The 20,299-nt window shown below is 67.4% G+C and carries 19 protein-coding genes; 9 read left to right on the top strand and 10 right to left on the bottom strand.

What is annotated here, in order from left to right:
- The first annotated feature begins 42 nt into the window (after positions 1–42).
- The 5 genes from BN4252_RS10440 to ppk2 are packed head-to-tail and all read left to right on the top strand — an operon-like array spanning position 43 to position 4,979.
- Positions 43–735 carry an exonuclease domain-containing protein gene (locus BN4252_RS10440; RefSeq protein WP_078056902.1) on the top strand — a complete coding sequence of 231 codons (693 nt, stop codon included), beginning with the start codon at positions 43–45 and terminating at the stop codon, positions 733–735.
- Positions 736–746: 11 nt separating this feature from the next.
- On the top strand, positions 747–2,585 hold the full coding sequence (locus BN4252_RS10445) for an ABC-F family ATP-binding cassette domain-containing protein (protein WP_066530498.1): 1,839 nt from the start codon (positions 747–749) through the stop codon (positions 2,583–2,585).
- A 43-nt stretch (positions 2,586–2,628) separates the two neighbouring features.
- Positions 2,629–3,741 (top strand): glucose-1-phosphate adenylyltransferase family protein, encoded by a 1,113-nt coding sequence (locus tag BN4252_RS10450; RefSeq protein WP_066530501.1) that lies wholly within the window; start codon positions 2,629–2,631, stop codon positions 3,739–3,741.
- A gap of 36 nt (positions 3,742–3,777) precedes the next feature.
- Positions 3,778–4,101 carry a putative quinol monooxygenase gene (locus BN4252_RS10455; protein ID WP_066530504.1) on the top strand — a complete coding sequence of 108 codons (324 nt, stop codon included), beginning with the start codon at positions 3,778–3,780 and terminating at the stop codon, positions 4,099–4,101.
- A 23-nt stretch (positions 4,102–4,124) separates the two neighbouring features.
- Entirely contained in the window at positions 4,125–4,979 is an 855-nt protein-coding gene (ppk2, locus tag BN4252_RS10460; protein ID WP_066530506.1) for a polyphosphate kinase 2, read from the top strand.
- 4 nt (positions 4,980–4,983) lie between these two features.
- Here the strand turns inward: ppk2 and BN4252_RS10465 are convergent, their stop codons facing one another.
- The 6 genes from BN4252_RS10465 to BN4252_RS10490 form a co-directional block, all read right to left on the bottom strand.
- Positions 4,984–5,568, bottom strand: coding sequence for a DNA-3-methyladenine glycosylase (locus tag BN4252_RS10465; protein ID WP_066530508.1), 585 nt, complete (start codon positions 5,566–5,568; stop codon positions 4,984–4,986).
- 338 nt (positions 5,569–5,906) lie between these two features.
- Entirely contained in the window at positions 5,907–6,713 is an 807-nt protein-coding gene (locus BN4252_RS10470; RefSeq protein WP_066530510.1) for an HtaA domain-containing protein, read from the bottom strand.
- Between the two features lie 75 nt (positions 6,714–6,788).
- Positions 6,789–7,613, bottom strand: coding sequence for a heme ABC transporter ATP-binding protein (locus BN4252_RS10475; protein ID WP_066530512.1), 825 nt, complete (start codon positions 7,611–7,613; stop codon positions 6,789–6,791).
- Positions 7,610–8,653: a FecCD family ABC transporter permease gene (locus BN4252_RS10480; protein WP_066530514.1), complete on the bottom strand. Its 1,044-nt coding sequence runs from the start codon at positions 8,651–8,653 to the stop codon at positions 7,610–7,612. The genes BN4252_RS10475 and BN4252_RS10480 overlap by 4 nt, the downstream gene beginning before the upstream one ends.
- Positions 8,650–9,741 carry a heme/hemin ABC transporter substrate-binding protein gene (locus tag BN4252_RS10485; protein WP_078056930.1) on the bottom strand — a complete coding sequence of 364 codons (1,092 nt, stop codon included), beginning with the start codon at positions 9,739–9,741 and terminating at the stop codon, positions 8,650–8,652. The genes BN4252_RS10480 and BN4252_RS10485 overlap by 4 nt, the downstream gene beginning before the upstream one ends.
- A 25-nt stretch (positions 9,742–9,766) precedes the next feature.
- A complete protein-coding gene (locus BN4252_RS10490; protein WP_262360162.1) occupies positions 9,767–11,782 on the bottom strand; it encodes an HtaA domain-containing protein in 2,016 nt (671 codons plus the stop codon).
- 106 nt (positions 11,783–11,888) lie between these two features.
- On the opposite strand from BN4252_RS10490, the gene BN4252_RS10495 reads away from it, so the two are divergent.
- Positions 11,889–12,386, top strand: a complete 498-nt coding sequence (locus BN4252_RS10495; RefSeq protein WP_066530520.1) for a hypothetical protein — start codon at positions 11,889–11,891, stop codon at positions 12,384–12,386.
- Here the strand turns inward: BN4252_RS10495 and BN4252_RS10500 are convergent.
- Positions 12,383–13,042, bottom strand: coding sequence for a biliverdin-producing heme oxygenase (locus tag BN4252_RS10500; RefSeq protein ID WP_230208636.1), 660 nt, complete (start codon positions 13,040–13,042; stop codon positions 12,383–12,385). The genes BN4252_RS10495 and BN4252_RS10500 overlap by 4 nt on opposite strands.
- 140 nt (positions 13,043–13,182) lie before the next feature.
- Here BN4252_RS10500 and BN4252_RS10505 point away from each other — a divergent pair, with 140 nt between their 5' ends.
- Entirely contained in the window at positions 13,183–14,157 is a 975-nt protein-coding gene (locus BN4252_RS10505) for an enoyl-CoA hydratase/isomerase family protein (protein WP_066530526.1), read from the top strand.
- Positions 14,158–14,163: 6 nt separating this feature from the next.
- Here BN4252_RS10505 and BN4252_RS10510 read toward each other — a convergent pair whose 3' ends face one another.
- A complete protein-coding gene (locus BN4252_RS10510; protein ID WP_066530529.1) occupies positions 14,164–15,819 on the bottom strand; it encodes a histidine-type phosphatase in 1,656 nt (551 codons plus the stop codon).
- Positions 15,820–16,027: 208 nt separating this feature from the next.
- Here BN4252_RS10510 and BN4252_RS10515 point away from each other — a divergent pair, with 208 nt between their 5' ends.
- Together BN4252_RS10515 and BN4252_RS10520 are read left to right on the top strand one after the other, a co-directional pair.
- On the top strand, positions 16,028–17,476 hold the full coding sequence (locus BN4252_RS10515; protein WP_066530532.1) for a glyceraldehyde-3-phosphate dehydrogenase: 1,449 nt from the start codon (positions 16,028–16,030) through the stop codon (positions 17,474–17,476).
- Positions 17,477–17,490: 14 nt separating this feature from the next.
- Positions 17,491–17,934 (top strand): hypothetical protein, encoded by a 444-nt coding sequence (locus tag BN4252_RS10520; RefSeq protein ID WP_066530535.1) that lies wholly within the window; start codon positions 17,491–17,493, stop codon positions 17,932–17,934.
- On the opposite strand, the gene BN4252_RS10525 is transcribed toward BN4252_RS10520, so the two are convergent.
- Entirely contained in the window at positions 17,915–19,051 is a 1,137-nt protein-coding gene (locus BN4252_RS10525) for a glycosyltransferase family 4 protein (protein ID WP_066530537.1), read from the bottom strand. The two genes, BN4252_RS10520 and BN4252_RS10525, sit on opposite strands and share 20 nt — an antisense overlap.
- A gap of 6 nt (positions 19,052–19,057) precedes the next feature.
- Entirely contained in the window at positions 19,058–20,290 is a 1,233-nt protein-coding gene (locus tag BN4252_RS10530) for an NAD-dependent epimerase/dehydratase family protein (RefSeq protein ID WP_066530539.1), read from the bottom strand.
- Positions 20,291–20,299: the final 9 nt, after the last annotated feature.

Here is a 20,299-nt window from a genome sequence, read left to right on the forward strand (position 1 = left end):
CGCACTCGAACCCGTTGCCGAACGCGTGTACGATTTTTGCGCATGGCACTGCTCGACGCCCTCCGCTACCACCTCGACGGCAACACCAGCGCCGTGGAGACGCGCCTTTGCGACCTCGCGGCCGAACCCGCGCCCGCCCAGCCGGGTGCGGCAGGCAGGCGGGGGAGGGCGGCGAAATATATACCGTCGAGAAGCAAGCTCCTCCAAGACAGCTTTGTGGCGGTTGACTTCGAAACGGCGAACCGCGTCGGCGGCGCCAGCGCGTGCCAGGTGGGGATGGTGCGCGTGGAGGACGGCGACGTGGCGGAGAGTTTCTGCACCTACCTGCGCCCGCCGGAGGAACACATCGCGTTCGAATTCAGCCACATCCACGGGATCTACCGCGGCGACGTGGAGGACGCCCCGAGCTGGTTCGACATCGCAGACCGCGTGGTGGAGTTCGTCGCTGGCGCGCCGGTGTACGCGCACAACGCCACCTTCGACGCCTCGGTGTGGCGGGGGTTGGACCGCTACTACTTCACCGGCACGTTCCCGACGGAGTTCTACTGCACGGCGCGTATGAGCCGGCGCCTGCTGCCGCAATTGCCGGACCACACGCTGCCCACTGTGGCCGCCTACTGCGCGCCGGGCTTTCGCCTTGACCACCACCGCGCCGACTCCGACGCGCTGGCTTGCGCGCACATCGTGGCGCAGTTCCAGCGGGACCGAGCGCTGCACCCGCTGCTTGCACCGTAGAATCACACGCGATGGCTAACCTGATCAACCTCGAAAACGTGTCCAAGTCCTGGGGCCTGAAGACGCTTCTGGACGCCGTCTCGCTGGGCATCCAGTCGGGCGACCGCATCGGCATCGTCGGCGTCAACGGCGGCGGCAAGACCACGCTGCTGGAGGTGCTCACCGGCATCGAGCCGCCGGATGCCGGGCGCGTGTCCCACAACTCCTCGCTGCGCATGGCGGTGGTCACGCAGCGCTTCGAGCTGGACAGCGCCGTGACGGTGGGCCAGGCAGTAGTGGAGCCGCTGGGGCTGCAGACTTACGAGTGGGCCTCCAACGCCAAGGTGCGCGAGGTGCTGCAGGGCACCGGAGTGGCGGCGCTGGGACTGGACACGCCCGTGGGCGAGCTCTCCGGCGGCGAGCGCCGCCGCGTCAACCTCGCCGCCGCGCTGGTGCAGGACTTGGACCTGGTGGTCCTTGACGAGCCCACCAACCACCTGGACGTGGAGGGGGTGCAGTGGTTGGCGGACCACCTGCTCGCGCGCAAGCTCGCCGTGGTGGTGGTCACGCACGACCGCTGGTTCCTCGACGCCGTGGCCACGCTGACGTGGGAGGTGCACGACGGCACCGTGGACGTCTACGAGGGCGGCTACAACGACTGGACCTTCGCCCGCGCCGAGCGCGCCCGCCAGGCCGACGCCATTGAGCAGCGCCGCCGCAACCTGGCGCGCAAGGAGCTGGCGTGGCTGCGCCGCGGCGCTCCGGCGCGCACCTCCAAGCCCCGATATCGCATCGAGGCGGCCGAGGCGCTCATCGCCGACGTGCCCGCACCGCGCGACAAGGTCGAGCTCATGGCGTTTTCCAAGCAGCGCCAGGGCCGGGTGGTAATTGAGCTGGAGGACGCCCGCATCGGCGCGCTCGACGGGCGCACCCTGGTGGACCACCTCACCTGGCGGCTCGCGCCGGGCGAGCGCATCGGCCTCGTCGGCGTCAACGGCTCCGGCAAGACCACGCTGCTGCGCACCCTGGCGGGGGAATACCCGCTGGCAGCCGGCAAGCGGGTGGAGGGGCAAACCACCCGCATCGGCTGGCTGCGCCAGGAGCTGGATGATCTGGATCCCGGGCGACGGGTGATCGACGCGGTGGAGGACGTGGCCACCTACATCGAGCTGGGCAAGGGGCAGATCTCCGCGTCCCAGCTGGCGGAGCGCCTCGGGTTCTCGCCCAAGCGCCAACGCACCCCGGTCGGCGACCTCTCCGGCGGCGAGCGCCGCCGCCTCCAGCTCACGCGCGTGCTGATGAGCGAGCCGAACGTGCTGCTGCTTGACGAGCCCACGAACGACCTGGACATCGACACTCTGCAGGAGCTGGAGGACCTGCTGGACAACTGGCCCGGCACCCTGGTGGTCATCTCCCACGACCGATACCTCATCGAGCGCATCGCCGACAACACCTACGCGCTGTTCGGGGACGGGCGGCTGACTAACCTGCCGGGCGGCATCCAGCAGTACCTCGACCGCCGCGCCGCCGAGCAGTCGCAGGCGGGGGTGCTGGACCTGGGTGGGGCTGCGGGCGGCGCTGCGGGGAGCGGTGCGGGTGGCGGCGCGCAGGGGGGCGTCGACAAGCACAAGGCCCTCTCCTCGCAGGAGGAGCGCGAGCTGCGCAAGAAGATGAACGCCCTGGAGCGCAAGCTCGAGCGCGCCGACCGGGACGCGGAGGGGCTGGAGGCGCAGATCGCGGCGATGTCCGCGGCGGACGCGCCGGACTTCGAGGCGATCGGCGCGAAGACACGCGAGCTTCAGGCGGCGCGCCAGGTGCGCGAGGAGCTCGAGCTGGAGTGGCTCGAGCTTGGGGAGCGGCTGGAGGGCTAGCTCCGCGCTGCGCCTGCCCGCGAGCTGCGGAACAATGGGGCGCATGGCAGATGTCGTCGCCCTCGTCCTCGCCGGCGGCCGCGGGAGCCGCCTCGCGCCGCTCACCGATCACCGTTCGAAGCCCGCCGTGCCGCTCGCGGGGAGCTTTTCGCTTATCGACGCAACCTTGAGCAACCTCGCCAACTCCGGCCTGCGCACCGTGTGGATCGCGGAGCAGTACCGCCCCGGCGAGCTCAACCGCCACCTCGCCGGCGGCCGCCCGTGGGACCTCGACGGCACCCGCGAGGGCCTGCGCGTACTGCCCCCGCGCCAGGGCGGGGAGGGCGACGGCTTCACCGCCGGCAACGGACACGCCATCTACCAAAATCTGCAGGACCTGGAGGCGGTGGGCGCGCGAGACGTAGTGGTGGTAAGCGCCGACCACCTCTACCAGCTCGACTTCGGCCCCGTGCTTCAGCAGCACGCCGAGCTAGGCAGTGATGTCACCGTGGTGACCACCGAGGTTCAGGAGGACCCGTCGCGCCACGGCGTGGTGCAACTCGAGGGCGACCGGGTGGCCGAGTATGCCTACAAGCCCTCGGACCCGGCGGGTTCGCGGGTGGCTACCGAGGTGTTCGTGTTCTCGGTGGCGGCGCTGCGCGAGGCGTGCGACACGCTGGTTGGGCCCGGCTCGGACGGCGAGGAGCTGGCCGATTACGGCGACACGATCCTGCCTCACATGGTGGCCCACGGTCGGGTGCACTCGTTCGACCTGCGTGGCTACTGGCGCGACTTGGGCACCATCGACGCCTACTTCCAGGCGCATATGGAGCTCATCGAAGGCCGCGGCATCGACCTGTTCGACCCCGCCTGGCCCCTCATGACCAACCTGGCGGGGGCGCCGCCCGCGCGGGTGCGGCCGGGTGCGCGTGTGGACGGCTCGCTGCTGTGCCCCGGCGCGGACGTGGCGGGCGAGGTGTCGCACTCGCTGATCGGCCCGGGCGTGCGGGTGGAGCGCGGGGCCGTGGTCAATCGCAGCGTGCTCAGCGGCGACGCGGTGGTGCCGGCCGGTGCGCACCTGGAATCGGTGATCGCCGACCGCGGCGCCCGGATTCCCGCCGGGCGCACCGGCGCGACGAAGCCCGGGCCGGGCAACATCACCGTGCTGGTGCCGTAGCGGCTTGAGTCCGGAGAGGTGGCTAGGGTGGGGCGCATGATTTTGATCAACGTGCGATTCAAGCCCCTGCCCGAGAACGTGGAGAACTTCCGCGAGCTGGTGAAGGACTTCACCGATGCCTCCCGCGCCGAGGAGGGCAACATCTTCTTCGACTGGTACCGCAACGAGGACAACCCGGACGAGTACCTGCTCATCGAGGCCTTCCAGGACGACGCGGCCGAGGCCCACGTGAAATCCGACCACTTCAAGGCGGCGCAGGAGTTCTTCCCCACGATCCTGGCGGAGACCCCCACCATCATCAACACCCTCATCGAGGGCAAGACGGAGTGGGACGAGATGGCGGAGTTCCAAGTCTCTTAGCCCCCTAGGTTACGGTTGTAACCATGAGCGACCTGAAAAATCCGCCGAAGCTGTCCAAGAAAGCGTACGAGAAGGAGCTCCTGCGCCTCCAGGCTGAGCTGGTGGCCATGCAGCAGTGGGTCGTGGAGACCGGCTCGCGCCTGGTCATCATCATGGAGGGCCGCGATGCCGCGGGGAAGGGTTCCGCCATCAAGCGCATCACCCAGTACATGAACCCGCGCACCTGCCGCGTGGAGGCGCTGCCGAAGCCCACCGAGCGCGAGCAGGGCCAGTGGTACTTCCAGCGCTACGTGGAGAAGCTGCCGGCGGCCGGCGAGATCGTCATCTTCGACCGCTCCTGGTACAACCGCGCTGGCGTTGAGCGCGTCATGGGCTTCTGCACCTCGCAGGAGTACCGTCGCTTCCTGCACCAGGCACCGATCTTCGAACGCCTGCTGGTGGAGGACGGCATCATGCTGCGCAAGTACTGGTTCTCCGTCTCCGACGAGGAGCAGTACAAGCGCTTCGTGTCCCGCCGCGAGGATCCGCTGCGCCAGTGGAAGCTCTCGCCGATGGACCTCGAGTCCATTACCAAGTGGGAGGAGTACTCCCGCGCCAAGGACGAGATGTTCATCCACACCGACATCCCCTCCGCGCCGTGGTACACGGTGGAGAGCGAGGACAAGAAGCGCTCGCGCATCAACGTCATCTCGCACCTGCTGTCCACCATCCCCTACGAGCACATCGCCCCGGACCTGCCGGAGATCCCGCCGCGGCCCGAGACCACGGACTACGTGCGCCCGCCGCGAGACGAGTTCCGCTACGTGCCGGACGTCGCCGCCAAGCTGGAGGAGGCGAAGGTGGAGGGCAAGAAAAAGAAGAAGGGCAAGAAGCACTAGCTGCTTATCGACGCCCCGTTGTCCTCGGATACCCCCTCGGTGTCGACACCGTCTTGTTCTTCGGGATCCAGAACCGCAGGGGCGCGTCGGCGTTCTTGGAGATGCCGATGCGCGGACCCGCCACCCACTCCGGCTCCTCTTCGCGCGCGGTGAGCTGCACCGGTGTGCCGTTGTCGGGCAGGCTGAGGCCGAGCGCTTGGCCGAGGTTGCCGGGCCCGCGCGCCAGGTTCTCGTACGGGATCCGGGCGCGCTCGGGGCGCTGGCGCCGCTCGCGCGCGAGCTCCTCACCCGCCACCACCTCGCCGCCGCGCATGAGGCAGCCCTGGCCTTCGCCCTCCGGCGCGCACACGATATTGCCGTTGTGGTGGATGCCGTAGGAGAAGTAGACGTATAGCCGCCCCGGCGGGCCGAACATGGCGGCGTTGCGCGCCGTCTTGCCGTTGAAGGTGTGCGCCGCCGGGTCCGCCGTGCCCGTGTAGGCCTCCACCTCGGTCAACCTGATGCTCACCCCGTTGTGCGTGATCACGCACCCGAGCAGCTGGGGTGCCACAATGTCGGCGGTTTGGGTGAAGTCGATCGGGTTGGCCATGCGGCCGAGCTTATCCGCGCCGGGCCCCCTCACCGCGGGAGGGGCAGCGCGGGCAACCGTAGGATGGTGGCGGTGCCCTGCGCCAGAGCGGCGAGGGTGAATACCAGGCCGGCCGCACCAATTGCGAGAGCAGTCCCCGTGGCGATGCGCTCCGCAACCGAGCCCTCACTGGTTGAAGAGGGGCCCAGTTGTGCGTCTCGCGTGTCGGCGGCGGGTGCAGAATCCGCTGCGGCCGCGGCCGGGGCGGACGTTATCGCAAGCGCCGCGGCTCCTGCGGCGCCGATGCCCTTTGCAAATGCGTTCACTGCCGTGCCTCCGTTTCCCGAACCGCTATCCGCCTAGAGCGGCAGCTTGAAGCCGGGGATGAGGCCGGAAATCAGGGCTCCGCCGATGCCCAGTGCAGCGAGGACGGCCACGACGGCAGCCACCACCGCGCCGGTGGACGAGCCGGAGCCGGTCTGCGGCGCCGGGGTTTTAGCACCGCCCGGGGTCTGCGTGCCACTGGGAGCGTCATCCTTCTTTTCGCTGTACTTCAGCGTGAGACCCACGGTGCCGTCATCGAGAACGTCGCCCTTCTTGTAGCTCTCAAAGATGATCTCCCCGTCCTCGGTCACCGTCGTCGGGGTGAAGGTGAAACTCTGCTCGCCTGCCTTGTCCGTGGCAACGGAATTGGGGACGGTGAACGTCATGATCGGCTTGTCGTCGCCGGTGGAAGTGGTGGTCTCGTTGCCCGGCATGGCGCCGGTGCGCACGTAGTCGGCTTGGAGGATGCCCTCGGTGCCGTTGATCAGCAGCTTCAGGTCGGAGAGCTGGATGTCCATGGCGCCGTGGTGGCCCTCGACGCGCACTGCGCCGTCGAGGTCGATGGTGCCATTGCCGTTGTTGTCGAGTTTGGTGCCGGCGGTGTTCACGGGGAAGGAGAAGTTGGTGACCTTGCCGCCTTCCACGACCTTCTCCGCGCCCTCGCTCGCGGTGATGGTGCCGGCGACGAAAGGTGCCTGGATGTACTTGAGGAAGGAGGCCTTCATGTTCCAGGTGGCGGCTCCGGATTCGAGCTGCACCGTGTCTGCGTGGGCGATGGGGGCGAGCAGGGACGCGGCGGTGGCGGCTGCGGTGGCGATGGCCAGGGACGAGGTGCGTGACATGTGTGGGTTCCTTTCGAACGGTACGGACCTAGAAGTTAGGTTCGCTTAACCTTAAAAAGGTTAGGCTTACCTTGTCTACGGCTGGGGGTATGCGGGGGTAGGGTGCCGCGTTGCTGGTGCGAGAACCTCAATGGCCGGCGCGTTACCGGAGGATTCCCCGGGCAACACAAACAGCGCCCCGCCGGCGCGCTCGACACGGATCGGCCAGCCGTACACGTCGCTGAGGATTTCGTCGCGGTACACCTCGCCCACGTCGCCCGCCGCCGCCACCCGGCCGCCCTTGAGGCACACCACGCGGTCGCAGTATCGTGCCGCAAGCTGGAGGTCGTGCAGCACCACCACCACGGCGGCGCCAGCTTGCGCCAGAGCTCTGGCGGTGCCCATCGTCAGCTCCTGGTAGCGCACGTCCATGGCCGCGGTCGGTTCGTCGAGGAGCACGACGGGCGTTTGCTGAGCCAAAACACGGGCAAACGCGGCTCGCGCTCGCTCCCCGCCGGATAGGGTGGACACTTCGCGGTCTTGTAGTGCGAAGAGACCGGTTGCTTCAAGGGATGCGTCGATAAGCAACGCGTCCCTCGAGCTGCGTCCCCACGGGTGCCTTCCCATCGCAACCACATCGCGAACGAGGAACGTAAACGCCACATCGACGTTCTGCCGCATCACGGACCGTAGCCGGGCTAGATCTCGGGCACTGCTTGTCGACGCATCCCTGCCACAGATGTCGACCCTGCCCCCTGCACAGGCGAGATCTCCCGACAGGGCGGCGAGAAGGGTTGATTTGCCCGCGCCGTTGGGGCCGATCAGGCCGGTGACTAGTCCGGCGGGTGCGTCGACGCTGACGTTGTCGAGGATGGTCCGGCCGTGCTTGACCACGGTGACGTTCTGGGCGGAGAGGCTCACAGTTGGTGGTTCTTTCTCAGCATCTGGCGGAGGAGGATGAAGAAGGTCGGGCCGCCGATGAAGGCGGTGAAAATGCCGACGGGAAGGTCGGCGAAGTCAATCGCGGTCCGGGCGAACACGTCACCGGCCGCAACGAGCAATGCTCCGCCCAGCGCAGACGCCGGGATGAGCGTGGTGTTGGCCGGTCCGGCCACGGTGCGGACGATGTGCGGTATAACCAACCCCACAAACCCGATCAATCCGGCGAACGAGACGGCGGCTGCCGTGAGCAAGGTCGATACGGCAATCGCGGCGAGCCGGAGACGATGGACGTTAATGCCGACGTGGAACGCCGCCTGATCACCCAGCGCGAGGATGTCCAGCTTCCTAGCTAGCGGCATCGCGAGTGCGATGGCGGCGGCCACAACCGCCGCCACAGCGCCGGTGTGCGCCCAGCTCGCCCCAGCGAGGGAGCCCATTTGCCAGAAAGTTATCTGTTCGCGCGCCGAGGTCGGGGCCAGGAACGTCAGCGTGGAGATGCATGCGCCGGCAATAGCGTTGGCCGCGATGCCCACGAGAATGAGGTTGAGCACCCGGGCCTGGCCGTCCACACGCGAGAGCCGGTACACCACTGCGGTGGTGAATATGCCTGCCGCGAATGCGAATACCGGCACCGTCATTGTGCCGAACGCGGTGATGTCGAACACGAGTGCCGCCGCAGCTCCCACTCCCGCGCCGCTGCTGACCCCAATCACGGAAGGTTCCGCCAGCGGGTTAGCGAAGACCGCCTGCATCAGCGCGCCCCCGACACCAAGGGCGGCACCGACGAGCAGGCCCAGCACTAGGCGGGGGAGGCGGATCTGCCAGACCACCGAGGCGTCCAAGTCCGCTGCGGCCAGCGGGCCCGCGGTGAGGATTGGCCACAGCTCGCTGGGAGACAGCTGGTATTGGCCCACGGTCACGGAGAGCAGCGCTGTAGCCGCGAGTAGGGCCCCTGTGGCGGAAAACAGTGCGATGCACCGCCCGCGGCGGGCAGCGAAGGTGGATGCAGGCGAGCTCATTGTGCTTCCCCGTACAGGGCGTGCGCGGCGCGGAGCAGCAGCTCGCCGGTCTGCGGGCCGAATGCGAGGCTGTCGCCGTCGGGTAGCGCCAGTACGCGCCGGTGCTGCCCAGCAGTGGTCTGGGCGACTCCGGGGCGCTGCAGCAGGCCGTCGATGTCGCCTGTCGACGTGAGGCCACCCTTCATCATGACGAAGAGCTCTGGGTTGACCTCGGCAAGCGCTTCCGGGCTGGCCGGAGAGGCCGCGCCAATTCCGTGCTCCGAATTCACGTCGGTGCCGCCGAGGGCTGTGATCAGGTCGCGCGTGCCGTCCTCTTCACCGAGAAGGTAGAACACGCCGCCGGTTCCACGGGCGTAGAGGAAGGACATGCGCAGCGGCACCTCGGGCGCGGCCTCCCGGATGGCCGACAAGGCCTCGTCGAGTTCACGCTGGCTGCGCTCCGCCAACGCCTTGCCCGCGTCCGGCTCTCCAACCACTGCGGCTAGGTTTTCAATGTCCTCGGCCATCGATGCCATCGAGCGCTGAGGTTCCATCACCACCGTGGTCACACCGGCTGCCCGGATCTGGTCGATCGCCTCGGCGGGGCCGACAGAATGGTCCACAATCACCAAACTCGGCCGCAGGTTGAGCACGGCCTCGACGTTGATGGAATGGCCGTTCTCCGTCACCACGGGGAGGTCCGCGAGCGACGGTTCGGCAGAGCTCACCGTGCGGCCCACCAGATTCTCGGCGAGACCGATGCCGCGCAGCGTTTTGGTGTAAGTGCCGTACAGATCCAGCGCGAGGATCCGCGATGTGTCAGTCACGGTGACGTCGTATCCGTCTGCATCCGTTAGCTCGACCGGGAGCAAGCGCTGCGCAGTGGTTCCCACGGGCTCGACTTCGGAGACATTCTCAACCAGCGACACCCCACGGGCTTCGTGCGGATCCCCGGTGGAGGCAAGCGTGTCGGCGAGCTGTTGGGTTTGTTCCTGCACTGGTGCATCCCAAGAAGCGCAGCCAGCAAGTGCGAGACAGGTGCAGACTCCGGTCGCCGCAGCAGCTAGGCGGGAGCGTCGTGCGCTAAGGCCGGCGGGGGAGAGGAACATGAAGATCGGCATGCGTGTGCTTTCCTTATCGTTGCAGTGCGAAACGGACACCGGCGGCGCCGGCACCCGTCAGTGACGTCAGGAGGACCAGCAACTGCGCGATATCACCGTCGCTCCAGCCCCCGTCTTCCCTGGTGGCAGCGTTTTTGATTTGGAATTTCCCTCCCTCCGGTTGCGCGGCCGAGGTTGATAGCTGGCCGCCTACCGGCTCGTCAAGAACGTTGCCTGCCCCGGTGGTGCCCCCGGTGAGCTTGGACTGGGCAATTGCGCTGGCCCCGGCACCCCCGGCGCGTAGCTTCGAGGCGTCGGACGCTGAACCTCCTTTGCCGGTAGCCCTTCCGCTGGTGGAGGCGCCTTGCCCCTCGGCGCAATTCGCGATGCCGCTAAGTTGGGCGGTGAAGCTGATCGGGTCGAGAGCGTCGCCCGCGGGGTAGAACTGGCCGAAGGCTTCCGCACCGGCTTCGGTCAGCGAGGAGGTGGCGGTGCCGGATGCGGAGGTGTCACTTACCTCGAGGGTGCTGAAATTGAGGTCGGCGAGCGTGATCCTGCCGTACTCGTTCGGTGTGCCGTCCGGACTGTTGGAGGACGCGTTCAAAATGAGCTTGCCCGAGGTGCCGTTGAATTGGATCTCGAGGTTGGAGAACTTCGTGTCTAGTACACCGTCGTGCCCCATGAACCGGATGGCCCCCGGGAAAAGGATGGAGCCGGAACGCGACGAGGGATCTACGGCTCCGGATGCGCCGGTAAAGACGAAAGCTTTCCCGTTGTCCTCCACACCCCGCAGCTCCCATCCGCCGCGCGCGATACTGCCCCTGATGTATGTGCGGAACGACTGCCGCACTCCCCACTCCGCTGATGCGGCGGCGATGCCCCTGCCGTCTGAAGCGGTACATGCACCAGAGGTGTCCTCGGCGGCCCCGCTCGCTCCGCCAGCGCCCGCAGTCGAGGGCTGGGTTCCCCCTGCCGCGGTTCCCCCGGCCGCGGTTCCCCCTGCCGCGGTTCCCCCGGCGGCCCCGTCGCCTGCTTTTCCAGCGGAGGGAGACGCACCTGTTGCGCTCCCGTTGGAGGTGCCGGTGGCGCCAGCTGCCGCCGTTCCCCCCGAGGTGCGCGCCGCCGTCGCAGTGCGGCTAGTTCCGCTCGTGCCGCTTGTGCCGTTAGCGCCGCCGGCCGTGGCCGCCTGGTTCTGGGTGGGGTAAACCTTGGAATAAAGCGACTGCCCGCTCGTGAGCACGTTGCTCGTGTTGGTCAGTAGACCGTTCACTTCCACGAGGGTGTCGTTGACCGTGCCGAGCAAGGCTGCGGGGCCGGACGTTGCCTTTGATCGCGTCGCCGCGGCGGCGCCGCCGGAGCCGCCGACGCTGAAGCTGGGGGAGGGGGCTGGCCCGGCGGCGTCGACAAGCGTGAGCTCCAGTTCGATGGGGTCGAGGGACTCGCCGGCCTCGTAGAAACCGCCGAAAATTTCCGCACCGGTGGCCGAGAGCCGCACCGGCCCGGAGAGCGATACGGTGGACGAGCTGAAATTGGCCGGGGCACTGAGGCTGATGGTGGCGAGGAGCTCTTGGCGGCCCTGGCGCAGCTCGCCCACCGCGTTGGCACCCTCGTATTTGCGGGAAGCATAGTCCACCCGCAACTCGGCGGAGGAGCCGTTGACCACGAAGATCGGGTTGCTCAGGGTCATATCGAGGGCACCGTGGTGGCCGACGAAATGTACCTCGCCCTCGAAATCGATCTGGCCACTGGACGCGGACGTGAGAGCCGAGGAACGCAACGGGAACGTGAAGCCGCTACTGGTGCGCGATGCCCCGCCGCCCGTGGTGATTGAGCCGGCAGCAACGCCCTGTTCCACGTACCGACGGAACGATTCGCGCACGCCCCACTGGAGCGAGCCGGAAGAGACGGTTCGGTGCGATCCAGATGCCTCCTCAGCTGAAGCGTGGGGGACGAGCGGGGCAAGTGCTGCGATGCCCCATGCGCCGGGCAGCGAGAGGAGGGCTGCGGCGCTGGCGGCACTGGCGAGAGCGAGGGGTGTTCGAGATTTCACGGCATCTTCCAAATGTGGTGGGGCGGACGGGAGGACTAAGGATGGTCTTTAGTTTAGGGTACCCTTAGCTAAATTAGGAACGGCTTACTTTAGAATGGGAGAAAATATGGGCAACGACGCGGATGCAGTGACGCAATACTTCCCGCCGGTCTCGCGTGCCGAAATTGGGGGCGAGCCTGATGCTGGGGCCGTGGCTGAGGCTGGGTCGGCTCCGGGTAGCGGCGCGGGGCGCAAGAGGCGGTTCGCGCCGTGGGAGCAAGCTCTCGTTGCGTTGTTGGCGGCGGTGGTCGCGTTCGGCGGGGCAACCGGGAACGTGGCTGTCGCTGGCGCGGGGGCGCTAGCGACAATGGTCGCGGCCTTCGCCCTTCCTGGCCGGGCACCGGGCGAAGTGGGGGCCACCGTGGTGGCGGGGCGGGCGCCTGGCGGGCTGAAGCCGCGTAGCGTAGCGCTTGTGGTGGGGGCGAGCTGGGCGGTGGCTGCGCTCGCCTCTCTGCTGGCGCTCTTTTTTGTCCCAGCCGGCTTCACCCTCACCGCCGGCGTACTGGTGGCGCTGTTCAGCGCCGCTGTGGTGTGGGGGGCGATGGAGGCGATGTCACGCCGCTAACGCAGTGTGGCCAGCGCAAGTGACTCGAACACATTCTGGTTGAGCTGGAAGGCGTGCTGCGCGGCGGCGATCAACCGTTCGCGCTGCCCCCCGCCGGTAGGCAACGCGTCCAGCTTGGCCCGGTATGCGTTCCTGTACGGGGGGATCTTGCCAATGGCGGAGAAGTCGTAGAAATGCAACTCCTCCGGCGTCATTCCGTAGTGGCTGGGAAATGCCCGGGCCAAGACTTGGCCGCCCGAAATGTCGCCGAGGTAGCGAACGTAGTGGTGGGCGATGATTTCGGGCCAGTCTGCCGGGGTGAGTGCGTCGAGCCGGCGCGCATACTCGTATGTGGCGGGGGTGGGCAGCAGGAAGTCCTGCCAATCCGCTCCGGCCATCGCCCGAAGGTCCTGCTCAAGGGCGGGAAGCCGAACTAGGCGGGGATCTGCGATCGCGGCAACGCCGGGGTTGTCTGCCGTGCGCATCACAGCCGCTTCCAGCGCGCGGTAGATATGCCAGTACTGGACGGTCAAATTCACTACTGCTGCCCGGTTGAGTGCTCCCGATGCGAGTTGGGCCATGAACCGTGAGGTTTCCGCTTCGGTGTGCGCGGCGGCGGTTTCCCGCTTCAGGGTGGCGGACAAGGGTTCGAGGCTGGGGGCGGTGAGCGCGGTCACGGGGATCTCCATTCATTAAGGGTTGCCTAACCTATGTAGGAGAATAAAGGTTAGGCTAGCCTATGGTCAATCAAACTTAGGGTTGATCCATCCCATGGCGGATCGTCGCGCCGGGCTCTGTGATGTGGAACACTATCCCTATGACCGCTCATAGCACCGACACGATTCTCACCGAAGTCCGCGACGGCACCGGCACCATCACCCTGAACCGCCCGAAGGCCCTGAACTCGCTGGATTACACCATGATCCGCGCCATCGACACCGCGGTCCGGCAGTGGGCGGAGGACGACGCCGTCGAGCGCGTCCTTGTGCGCTCGAGCTCCAAGCACTTCTGTTCCGGCGGCGACGTGAAGATGGCCCGGGCGGAGATCCTGGCCGGCAACTCAGAGCTGGTGGACGAGTTCTTCGCCCACGAATACGCGATGAACCTGTTCATCGCCGAGTACCCCAAGCCGTTCACTGCGCTGGCCGGCGGCGTCATCATGGGCGGCGGCATGGGCATCTCCGCGATCGGCGGCCCGCTGGTGATGGCGGACAACGCGTTCGCCTCGATGCCCGAGATGAACATCGGCTACATCACGGACGTGGGCATGAGCTGGAAGCTGCAGCACCTTCCCGGCCGCGAATCCCTCAACCTCGGCAAGTTCCTCGGCTTGACCGGCTACCGCATGACGCCGGACGACATGCTCGCGCTAGGTCTCGCGTCCACAAAGATCGCCGCGGGGGAGGAGCTTTCGCTTGCCGACGCCCCCTTAGAACCACAACCCAGCCCCCTCGCGCGCTGGTTCGACGACATCGAGGCCACCTTCGGCGGGTCCTGGGCGGACATCGATGGGCGCCTCGAGGCTCAGCCCGGCGAGTTCGCCGAGCTGGTCAGGGGCTTGACCAGCAAGGCCTCCCCGTCCTCCCTCGTGGCCACCGCGGAGCTGTTCGAGGCGAACGCGAACCAGGACCTGGCCGGCGCGCTGGACAACGAGCGCAACCTGGGCGAGTTGATGCGCCGCGAGCCCGACTTCGCCGAGGGCGTGCGTGCGGTGCTGGTGGATAAGGACCAGGCACCCGAGTTCGCCGCGCAGCCCGACCCGGACAAGTACCGGGCCGCACTAAACTTCTAGACGGGTTTAGAGCGGGAGGGGCGGCAGCGCGGGCAAAGCCGGCAGCTGGATGAGGCCGGCATGCACCGCGCCCAGGCCGAGCACGGCGCTGAGCGCGGCCAGAACCGCGAGTACCAGTGCGGCAGTGCCGCCGGTGGAGGACCCGGCCGAGCTCAGCGAACTTCCGCGGTCGCCAGTCACGGCGGCTGGGGCAATGTTCGGGCGGGCCTTGGAGTGGTCGGAGGTGGACCCGAGCGGCAGGCAGTCGGCCAGCTCCTCGATGGTGTAGAACTGCGAGTTGTCCGCCACCGGCATGCAGCCGTCGTGGAACGGAATCTCGGCCTCGTTGTACAGCATGCGTACCAGGGTCACGCCCTCGTCGTTCTGGTACGCGTCCCACTGGATGTTGGAGCCCATCGGGGCGACCTTGTCGCCGCGCCAGGTGGAGTTGCTGTAGTCCATGATCTGGTCCGCCGGCACGCCCTTCTCGGAGCCAGGCAGCTTGAGCAGCGCGGCGAGCGGCATGATGGTCTCGGCGTGGCCGAAGCGGTACTCCGCGGCGGTGGTGCCGCCGGCAGCACGGTCCTTCACCCCCTGGATCATCTCCTCGAGGAGCGGCTCGTAGATGTCGTACGAGGTGGTCTGGCCCTCGATGCCGGGGCCGTTTTCGTAGAAGCTCTCCACGTCGAGCAGGTACGCCAGCTGCTTGCCGTCCTCGTCGTCCATGTACTGGTCGAAGATCCACCCCTCGGCGGGCTTCGCCGGTTCGTCCTCCATTGCGGGGGAGATGATGTAAAGGTTGTAGAACTGCAGGGCCGCGTCGGCGACGCCCTTCAGCTTCTTGCCGCTTTGGCCGGTGATCTTCAGCGTCCCGTTGTCAATATCGGCGATGAACTTTTGGTCGAAGATCTTTGAGAGCAGGCCGAGTGAGGCCTTGCGGGAGGCATCGGAGTTCTGGGCCGCCTCGATCTTCTTGGTCACCTGGTCGCTCTTCAGGTACTCGGAGTAGCCCTCGTAGCGGGGCGAATTCTTATCCGAGTGGGCGTGCAGCAGGTCGAAGCGTTCTTCGAGGTTGACGGTACCCTCAGTCGTGCCATCGACGAGGTTGTCGGACAGGCCCGGCACCACCGACAGCACCCCGCGGCCGAACAGCTGGCCGGATTCCACCGCGCGGTCCGCGCCGGAGGACATGAACTTCACCTTGTCGGTGCCGCTTGCGGCAACGCTGCCCAGGAAGTCCAGGTTGCGCGCGGCGTTGCGGGTGCCGATGCCGCGCAGCTCCTCGCGGCCGTAGGTGGTCAGGTTGCCGTAGCCGCCACGGCCGGGGCCGGTGAGCTCGCGGTTGGCCTTCGACATGGCCTCCACCTGAGGGATCAGGCGCTCTCCCAGTTCCGTGAGCTGGCCCTGGTCCTTCGCAGCCGCCAGCATCTGGGCAGCCAGGTCGTCGTACTTGAAGCCGGAGAGGCCGCGAGAGCCGTGGCGGTCCACGGAGGTGGTGTAGATCTGGTGGAACCCCGCGGGCGCCTGGCTGTAGGAGGAGATTGGAGCGGCGGGGGAGTAGGGCTGCTTGGTGGAGTAGTAGGTTTGCGCCTCGGCAGCGGTCGCAGGTGCGAGCGAAATGGCGGTGGCCGCGGGGGCGGCGATGGCAATTGCGCGGCCGCGGGAAGTGAGCGTTAGTGGCACGGGGAGCTCCTTAGCGTGGGGGGGGAAACAATAGCTGCGTCAACGGTAAAACTCCTGGGTGACGGGCCGGTTACGCTGGCGTGAACATCTAGGGTTGTATGCTCCTCGGGTGTCGGTGCCTGGCGGTAGGATAGGGGTAGTTTGGCCCGGTGCTTGCCCCCGGAGCCAACATATTTCCCGCCAGACATTTCCGCCTTGAAGGAGCGACGTGACCGAGACCACCACCCCCCGCGACGATTGGAACCACAAGCTGGCGCTCGCGCAGGAGATGCTGCCGCTGATCAGCCGCCTGCACCGCGAGCACAACGCGGTCACCTCGATCTACGGCCGCCTGCTCATTGGCGTGACCGACATCGACATTATTAAGGCGCACCGCTACGCCCGCCGCATCGAGGAGAAGGAGCTGCCGCTGGATGAGACGCTGCCGATCCTCCGCGAGCTGGTGGAGATGGATCTGGGCACCGCCTCGCTCGACCTGGGCCGCCTGGCCAGCCTCTACCGCGAGTCGGAGGGCCAGGACCTGCGCGCGTTCCTGGAGTCCGAGCTGGCGGACGTGGTCGGCACGTCTTCCGAGCTCGAGGCGCGCGACGTTGTCTTGTACGGCTTCGGCCGCATCGGCCGCCTGCTCGCCCGCATCCTCATCGCCCGCGAGGCAACCTACGGCGGCGTGCGCCTGCGCGCGGTGGTGGTGCGCAAGAAGGGTGCGGAGGACATTGTGAAGCGCGCTTCCCTTCTGCGCCGCGACTCGGTGCACGGCGCCTTCAACGGCACGATCACCGTGGACCGCGAGAACGAGATCATCTGGGCCAACGGCACCCCCATCCAGATGATCTACGCGGACAACCCGGCCGAGATCGACTACACCGCGTACGGCATCGACAACGCCATCGTGGTGGACAACACCGGCGCGTGGCGCGACCGCGAGGGGCTGTCGCGCCACCTCGAGTCCAAGGGCGTGGACCGCGTGCTGCTCACCGCGCCGGGCAAGGGCGACATCCCCAACATCGTCTACGGCATCAACCAGGACATGATCGGCGAGGACAAGGTGCTCTCCGCCGCGTCCTGCACCACCAACGGCATCACCCCGGTGCTGAAGGTGATCAATGACCGCTACGGCGTGGTCCACGGCCACGTGGAGACGGTGCACTCCTACACCAACGACCAGAACCTGGCCGACAACTTCCACAAGGGGCCGCGCCGCGGCCGCGCTGCAGGCCTGAACATGGTGCTCACGGAGACGGGCGCGGCGAAGGCCGTGTCCAAGGCGCTGCCGGAGTTCGCCGGCAAGCTCACCGGCAACGCCATCCGCGTGCCCACGCCGGATGTCTCCATGGCGGTGATCAACCTCGAGCTGGAGCGCGAGGTGGACAAGGATGAGGTGAACAACTTCCTGCGCCGCGTCTCCACCGACTCGGACCTGCGTCAGCAGATCGACTACATCGAGTCCCCGGAGGTTGTTTCCACCGACCTGTTGGGCACCACCCACGCCGGCGTGGTGGACGGCCTGGCCACCATCGCCTCCGGTAAGCACCTCGTGCTCTACGTCTGGTACGACAACGAGTACGGCTACTCCCACCAGGTGGTGCGCGTGGTGGAGGACATCGCGGGCGTGCGCCCGAAGATCTACCCGACGCGCAAGGAGCCGTCGGAGATCTAGGAGCTCTGGTAGCTATGGTCATGCGCCGTAAGCTCGCCGCCGCAGTCGGCGTGTTCGCGCTGGCCGGCTGCGGCGCGCACGGAACCGAAATGGGGCTGCAGGACGCCGCGCTGGCCGGAGACTTCACCGTCGCGGACGTGGCGGGGCCGGGGGTGACAGCCGCGTACGTGTTCTGTCCGTACACAGACAAAGCCGAAGCGCAGCGCCTCGGCTTCGACCCGGGCGACGTGCCCGGCATTGACGATGACGTCCATTTCTGGGAGACGGCCTCCGGCATCGGGGTGATAGCAGGCGGCCGTGCGGAGATCGAGTGGTTCGACCCGCGCATAGTCGACGCCTGCGGGCCGGGGGTGGAGCCGTACCAGGAGATCGACCCGGCGGCGACGGTGCGCGGAACCGCCGAGACCCGCGAGTACGCGGGCGGGGAGACCGCCGAGGTTACCGTTTTGCGCTTCTAATGACCTCCTCGTAGTAGCCCAGCACCGTCTCGCTGGAGGCGCGCCACGTCCAGCGCTCCGCCTCGGCGCGCGCGGCTTGGGAAGTGGCGTGGCGCAAGGCGTCGTCGATAAGCAATTGCTCGATCGGCGCCGCCCACGCCGAATCCGCCAACTCCGGATCCACCAGGAAACCGGTTGCCCCATGGTCCACGACAAACGGCAGGCCGCCCGCGTTCGCCGCGACAACAGGCACACCGGATGCGAACGCCTCGAGCGCCGCGAACCCGAGCGTCTCCGTGGTGGAGGGGAACAGCAGCACGTCGCCGGACGCGTAGGCCGCATGCAGGTCCGCGCCGGAGAGGTAGCCGGTGAAGGTGACCCAGTCCTGCGTCATCTCGCGGCGCAGCGCCTCGTACTGCGGGCCCTCGCCGATCAGCGCAAGCCGTGCGTTCGGGATGCGGCGGCGCACTTCCTCCATGACGGGGAAGCAGCGCTCGACCGACTTCTCGGCGGAGATGCGCCCCACGAACAGCACAAGCGGGTCCTCCGGGTGGCCACCGGTGAGCCGCGCACGGGCTTCCTGCGTGCGCGCCTCCGGGGTGAACGATTCCGTGTCCACCGCCTTCGGCCACAGCCGCACGTTGGGGATGCCGTACTCCTCAGCCTTGTCCATCATCGGGCCGGATGTCACCAGGTTCACCTGCGCCTTGCCGTGGAAGGTGCGAAGGCCCCACTCGGAGATCGGCTTCACCCACGGGATGCCCAGCTTCAGGCAGTACTCCGGCACGTCGGTGTGGAACGAGGCGAGCATGGGCAGGCCCTGGCGCTTCACGATGTAGGTGGACCACCCGGCCGTCCAGATCGGATTCACCGCATGCACCACATCCGGCTCAAACTGGGCCAGGCGCCGCGCGATCTTCGGCCCCACCAGCCCGAACTTGATCTCGGGGTACACCGGCAGGCTCAGCGAAGGGATGCGCACCACCTCGAAGCCCGCGTAGCTTGCGGGCGCGTCGCCTGTGGCGAAGATGAGCACCTCGTGGCCCATCGCGGCGAGCTCGTCCAGCGTGCGGGTGACGCGGGTGACCACGCCGTCGATCTTGGGCAGGAAAACCTCGGTGATCAGCGCGATGCGCATGCGCGGTTACCGCTCGGCGCCGGCGGCGGTGCCGGTGGCGCCGCGGTCGCCGGTGGCGGGCACGCCCTCGGCCTGCTCGCTCGTCCACAGGGAGCGCGCCGGGATCTTCGTCTCGTCCACGCGGTCCGCGTAACGGCGGGCCACGTCCTCGACCTCCTGCAGCAGGCCCTCGGCGAGGAAGGTCGGCTCCAGGCCGAGGCCGATGAAGGTGTCGTTGGCCACGTGCAGTTCGTTCTCCGCGGACTCCTTGCGCGGGTTGGGCACCATCTGCACCTCGGCGCCGGAGATGCGCGCGATGAGCTCGGCCAGGTCGCGCACGCGGTGCGTCTCGGTCATCTGGTTGAAAATCTTCACCCGCTCGCCGCGTGCGGGCGGGTTCTCCACCGCCAGCTGGATGCACTTGACCATGTCGCGGATGTGGATGAAGGCGCGGGTCTGGCCGCCGGTGCCGTGCACCGTGAGCGGGTAGCCCACCGCGGCCTGCATGAGGAAGCGGTTGAGCACGGTGCCGTAGTCGCCGTCGTAGTCGAAGCGGTTAATCAGGCGCTCGTCGCGCTCCGTCTGCGGGGTGTGGGTGCCCCAGATGATGCCCTGGTGCAGGTCGGTGATGCGCAGCTCGTCGTTCTTGGCGTAGTACGCAAACAGGTTCTGGTCCAGCACCTTCGTCATGTGGTAGACCGAGCCCGGGTTGGTGGGGTAGAGGATCTGCTGCTCCACCACGCCGTTCTCGCCCGCGTCCACCTTCACGTCCAGGTAGCCCTCGGGAATTTTCATGCCGGCGGTGCCGTAGCCGTACACGCCCATGGTGCCCAGGTGCACCACGTGCACGTCGAGGCCGGATTCCACGATGGCCACCAGCAGGTTGTGGGTGGCGTTGACGTTGTTGTCCACCGTGTAGCGCTTCGTCCGCGGGGTCTTCATGGAGTACGGCGCGGCGCGCTGCTCCGCGAAGTGGATCACGGCGTCCGGCTCGAACTCCCGGATGAACTCGAGCAGCGCGTCATAATCCTGGGCCACGTCGATGTTGCGGAAGCCGATCTCGCGGCCGGAAACTTCCTTCCACACCGCAAGCCGCTCCTCGATGGTGGCGATGGGGGTGAGGGACTGCGCCCCCAGCTCCTCGTCGATGCGGCGCCTGGAGAGGTTGTCCACGATCACCACGTCGTGACCGATCTCCGAAAGGTGGAGCGACGCGGGCCAGCCGCAAAATCCGTCTCCTCCAAGTACCGCGATCTTCACGTGCGTCCT

Source organism: Corynebacterium bouchesdurhonense (assembly GCF_900078305.2).
In the GTDB taxonomy this organism is placed as follows: Bacteria; Actinomycetota; Actinomycetes; order Mycobacteriales; family Mycobacteriaceae; genus Corynebacterium; species Corynebacterium bouchesdurhonense.

Excerpts from the sequence above, each read along its gene's own strand:
- BN4252_RS10520 (WP_066530535.1), top strand. The coding sequence starts at position 17,491 with ATGGTCATGCGCCGTAAGCTCGCCGCCGCAGTCGGCGTGTTCGCGCTG.
- BN4252_RS10440 (WP_078056902.1), top strand. The coding sequence starts at position 43 with ATGGCACTGCTCGACGCCCTCCGCTACCACCTCGACGGCAACACCAGC.
- BN4252_RS10525 (WP_066530537.1), bottom strand. The coding sequence starts at position 19,051 with ATGCGCATCGCGCTGATCACCGAGGTTTTCCTGCCCAAGATCGACGGC.
- BN4252_RS10455 (WP_066530504.1), top strand. The coding sequence starts at position 3,778 with ATGATTTTGATCAACGTGCGATTCAAGCCCCTGCCCGAGAACGTGGAG.
- BN4252_RS10450 (WP_066530501.1), top strand. The coding sequence starts at position 2,629 with ATGGCAGATGTCGTCGCCCTCGTCCTCGCCGGCGGCCGCGGGAGCCGC.
- BN4252_RS10445 (WP_066530498.1), top strand. The coding sequence starts at position 747 with ATGGCTAACCTGATCAACCTCGAAAACGTGTCCAAGTCCTGGGGCCTG.
- BN4252_RS10485 (WP_078056930.1), bottom strand. The coding sequence starts at position 9,741 with ATGTTCCTCTCCCCCGCCGGCCTTAGCGCACGACGCTCCCGCCTAGCT.
- BN4252_RS10465 (WP_066530508.1), bottom strand. The coding sequence starts at position 5,568 with ATGGCCAACCCGATCGACTTCACCCAAACCGCCGACATTGTGGCACCC.
- BN4252_RS10495 (WP_066530520.1), top strand. The coding sequence starts at position 11,889 with ATGGGCAACGACGCGGATGCAGTGACGCAATACTTCCCGCCGGTCTCG.
- BN4252_RS10480 (WP_066530514.1), bottom strand. The coding sequence starts at position 8,653 with ATGAGCTCGCCTGCATCCACCTTCGCTGCCCGCCGCGGGCGGTGCATC.
- ppk2 (WP_066530506.1), top strand. The coding sequence starts at position 4,125 with ATGAGCGACCTGAAAAATCCGCCGAAGCTGTCCAAGAAAGCGTACGAG.
- BN4252_RS10505 (WP_066530526.1), top strand. The coding sequence starts at position 13,183 with ATGACCGCTCATAGCACCGACACGATTCTCACCGAAGTCCGCGACGGC.
- BN4252_RS10470 (WP_066530510.1), bottom strand. The coding sequence starts at position 6,713 with ATGTCACGCACCTCGTCCCTGGCCATCGCCACCGCAGCCGCCACCGCC.